The 4,066-nt window shown below is 68.1% G+C and carries 3 protein-coding genes; 2 read left to right on the top strand and 1 reads right to left on the bottom strand.

The annotated features are described in order from the left end of the window. Window positions 1-113 precede the first annotated feature (113 nt). Window positions 114-755 (bottom strand): class I SAM-dependent methyltransferase, encoded by a 642-nt coding sequence (locus BST15_RS20750; protein ID WP_046188885.1) that lies wholly within the window; start codon window positions 753-755, stop codon window positions 114-116. Between the two features lie 41 nt (window positions 756-796). Here BST15_RS20750 and BST15_RS20745 point away from each other — a divergent pair, with 41 nt between their 5' ends. Further along, window positions 797-1,594, top strand: coding sequence for a rhomboid family intramembrane serine protease (locus BST15_RS20745; RefSeq protein WP_046188886.1), 798 nt, complete (start codon window positions 797-799; stop codon window positions 1,592-1,594). 146 nt (window positions 1,595-1,740) lie between these two features. Further along, entirely contained in the window at window positions 1,741-3,816 is a 2,076-nt protein-coding gene (locus tag BST15_RS20740; protein ID WP_083071166.1) for a DUF459 domain-containing protein, read from the top strand. The last annotated feature ends 250 nt before the right edge of the window (window positions 3,817-4,066 follow it).

Here is a 4,066-nt window from a genome sequence, read left to right as displayed (position 1 = left end):
GTTCTGCCCCGGCGATCCCGGCGGCAGCACAGGCCGCCGCCAGGGTGACGGCCAGGGTGAATGCCGCCGTGCCGGCCGGCTTGATCGATCTCATACCCAACGACGGTACCGCGCTAGTTCTTGACGCCCACCGTGATCAGGTCCGACACCACCAGTGTCCAGGCCGGACGCGCGACCCGATGCTGCTCGGCCACGGTGAAGCCGGCGTCGGTGAACAGCGTGCTCATCTCCCGGGGCGTGGGCTGCTTCGCCGGATTCCAGGCGATCCCCGACAGCTGCTTGATCGGATCGGGCAGACGGGGGCTCATCCCGGTGACCGCCGCCATCCCGCCCGGCGCCAGCACCCGATAGAACTCCCGGACCGCGGCCGGTTGGTTGAAGAAGTGGAATGCCGAGCTGGTGACCACCGCATCCAGCGCACCGTCGTCGAACGGAAGCTGCTCGGCGGGGCCGGTCAACCACTGCACCCGCGACGAGCGCTCGCGGGCCTCGTCGAGCATGCCCTCCGACATATCCACCCCATAGACCGACTCGGGGGACAGTTCGCGTTCGATGCGGTCGGCCAGGATGCCCGTTCCGCAGGCGATGTCCGCCACCCGGGCCGGACGGCGGGACCGCAGCGCGGCGATCAATTCTTCCTGGGCGGGCCGGTAGACCCACCGCTGCAGAAAGCCGGCGTCGTAGGCCGGTGCGGCAAAGCTCCAAAACCGGGTGACGACGTCATTGAGCGGTTGGCGAGGAGCCGGAGTGGACATGGCATGAAATCTACAGCGCAACGCTCTGACAAGGTGTAACCATGACCGTCTGCTATCGGCACCCCGACCGGGCCACCGCGCTGCGCTGTACGCGGTGTGACCGCCACATCTGCGGCGACTGCATGCGAGGCGCCTCCGTCGGCCAGCATTGCCTGGACTGTGCGAAGGAGGGCGCTGCGTCGGCGCCCCGGGCGGGTCGGCTGACTCGTGTCGTCACCGACACACCGGTGGTCACCTACGGGCTGATCGCGTTGAGCGTGCTCGCCTTCGTGGGCCAGCTGTCGTCGCATGAGCTGGAGTCCGAGTTGGTGCTCTGGACACCAGCGGTGGCTGACGGGCAGATCTACCGCCTGCTGACCTCGGCGTTCTTGCATTACGGCCCCATGCACCTGATGCTCAACATGTGGGCGCTATATGTGGTGGGGCCCGCACTCGAAGGCGGTCTTGGCCGAGTGCGCTTCACCACGCTGTATCTGCTCAGCGCGTTGGGCGGTTCGGTTGCGGCCTACCTGTTGGCGCCGATGAACGCCGCGACGGCCGGGGCCTCCGGCGCCATCTTCGGGCTGTTCGGTGCCACCTTGATCCTGGGCCGCCGGTTGAACGTCGACGTCGGTTGGATCGGCGCCCTGATCGTCATCAACCTGGTCTTCACCTTCACCGTGCCGAACATCAGCTGGCAAGGTCACCTCGGCGGGTTGATCACCGGTTTGGTGATCGCCTCCGTCTACGGTTACCCGCCGTTGGCCTACCGCGGTCGACTTCAGGCGGCGGCCGTTCTTGTGGTGCTGGCGGTCCTTGTCGCCCTGATCTGGTGGCGCACTGCCGAATTGGTCTCCTGATCGCGAGCGTGTCATCCCACTGAGCCCCTTGGTCGCCCCCTAAGCTTTCGTTGGTCCACCAGCGAGAGGATCGACCAATCGGCGCCAACGGCGACCAAGATGTCATGAGTCGACCGGCCGGGAGCCGGACTCGCCAGGCCACCTCAATGCGCACCTCGGGAAAATCCCGCTGGGTCGCGCCGGCCCCGCGTGCCGCCCGGTTGACCACCGCGCGCGGCGCGGACCGGATTCGGCGGGAACGGCGGCGCCCGGGAATCCACGCCTTGGACGGCCTGCGTGCGCTGGCCGTCGCCTTGGTGCTGGCCGACCACGGTGGCATCCCCGGGCTGTCGGGCGGCTTCATCGGCGTCGACCTCTTCTTCGTGCTGAGTGGGTTCCTGATCACCTCCCTGCTCATCGACGAGCTCGGCCGCACCGGCCGGATCGACCTGACCGGCTTCTGGATCCGGCGTATCCGCCGGCTGCTGCCCGCACTGGTCCTCATGGTGCTGACCGTCGCGATAGCTCATGAACTGCTGCCATCGGAGGCGGTCGTCGGCCTGCGCGAAGATGCGATCGCCGCCTTCTTCTGGGTGGCCAATTGGCGGTTCGTCGCCCAGCACACCGACTACTTCACCGAAGCCGGAACCCCGTCACCGCTGCAGCACACCTGGTCGCTGGGTGTCGAAGAGCAGTACTACTTCCTGTGGCCGCTCCTGCTGATCGCGATCGCACTGCTGCTGGCGGCCCGCGCCCGCCGTCGTGGCGGGTGGGCCACCGTCGGCGGCGTGCGGCTCACCGTCTTCCTGCTGGCCAGCGCCGGTGCGGCCGTGTCGGCGACGGCAGCAGAGTTGCTGGCCTCTGACGCTGCCCGCGACCGCGTCTACTTCGGCACCGACACCCGCGCGCAGGCGCTGTTGGTCGGTGCCGCGGCGGCGGCCCTGTTGGTCGGGGACTGGCCGGCGCTGACGGCCGGCTGGTCGGTGTTACGGACCCGCCGTGCGGTGTGGGTGGCGCGGCTGCTGCCGATGGTGGGCCTGACCGTGCTGGCGACAGCAGCTCATCGCGCCACCGGTACGGCTGCGGAGTTCCGCGGCGGGCTGCTCACCCTGATCGCCGTCGCCGCGATCGCGGTGATCGCCCCGGTCGCCCTGCACCAGAGCGGCCTGCTCGCCCGGGCGTTGGCCTGGCCTCCGCTGGTCTGGCTCGGGACCATCTCCTACGGGGTCTACCTGTGGCACTGGCCGGTGTTCTTGGTGCTCAACGGCGAGCGCACCGGATGGTCGGGGTGGGCGCTGTTCGGTGTGCGGTGCGCCGCCACGCTGGCGCTGGCGACAGTGTCGTGGTGGGTCCTGGAGGAGCCGCTACGCAAGTGGCGTCCGGCGCGGGTTTCGCTGCTGCCGCTGGGGGCGGCCGTCAGCGGCACCGCGGTGGCGGTCACGTTCCTGGTGGTGCCGGTCGTCGAACGACCCACGGCCGCCAACGGCGTGACCCCCGATGTGGCGGCGGCCGCGGTGGTGTCGCCGTCGCCCCCGGCGCGACGTTCGGATCCTGCCCGGCCACGGCCTCAACCTGTGCGGCATGACCCCAACCGTCCGCGCACGGTGTCGGTGTTCGGTGATTCGATCGGCTGGACCCTGATGCACTATCTGCCGGAGACCCCCGGCTATGACTTCATCGACCACACGGTCGTGGGCTGCAGCATCGTGCGGGCCGGTCCCTACCGCTGGGCCGGCAAGACCATCGATCAGGGCAAGGAATGTGACGGGTGGCCGGCTCGCTGGACTCGGCAGGTCAAGGCCGACCAGCCCGACGTCGTGCTGTTGTTCGTAGGCCGCTGGGAGACCGTGGACCGAGTCAACGAGGGCCAGTGGTCGCACATCGGTGACCCGACCTTCGACGCCTACCTGATCGCTGAGTTGCGTCGCGCGCTCGACGTGCTGGAGTCCGCCGGCAGCCGAGTGGTGGTGACGACGGTGCCCTATAGCCGCTACGGTGAGCGGCCCGACGGCAGCCTGTGGCCGGAAGACAATCCGGAGCGCGTCGACCGGTGGAACGCTCTGCTGCGTCGCGAGGTCGCCGGGCGCGAAGCCGTGACGGTGATGGACCTGAACAAGAAGCTTGGGCCGGCGGGTACCTACACCGCCAAAGTCGACGGCATCAAGGTCCGCAGCGACGGTATCCACCTCACGCCCGAAGGGGTTAAGTGGCTGCTCCCGTGGCTGGAGGAGTCGTTGAGCTGAACCGTCACGCGGTACGCACTTCGTGAGGGCAACGTCACACCCGTTCAGCCAGCTGAAATTAAGTTAGTTTTGCTAACGTAGTTTGCATCGACGCACGCCGTGCGCCTCAAAAAATCAACTTTCGCGAGATATCCATTAGAGGTTTGATCATGTCCATTTTTTCCTCCATCTCAGACGAGGAGCAACTCGCCCACCGCGTTGCCGAGCTGGTCTCCGCCGACCCGCAGTTCGCCGCCGCCCAGCCCGACCC

This window comes from Mycolicibacter arupensis (assembly GCF_002086515.1).
In the GTDB taxonomy this organism is placed as follows: Bacteria; Actinomycetota; Actinomycetes; order Mycobacteriales; family Mycobacteriaceae; genus Mycobacterium; species Mycobacterium arupense.
Note: the sequence above shows the minus strand (reverse complement) of the source record. Positions and strands in the feature narration are given on the sequence as shown.

Coding starts and splice junctions, on each gene's coding strand:
- BST15_RS20745 (WP_046188886.1), top strand. CDS start 797: ATGACCGTCTGCTATCGGCACCCCGACCGGGCCACCGCGCTGCGCTGT.
- BST15_RS20740 (WP_083071166.1), top strand. CDS start 1,741: ATGCGCACCTCGGGAAAATCCCGCTGGGTCGCGCCGGCCCCGCGTGCC.
- BST15_RS20750 (WP_046188885.1), bottom strand. CDS start 755: ATGTCCACTCCGGCTCCTCGCCAACCGCTCAATGACGTCGTCACCCGG.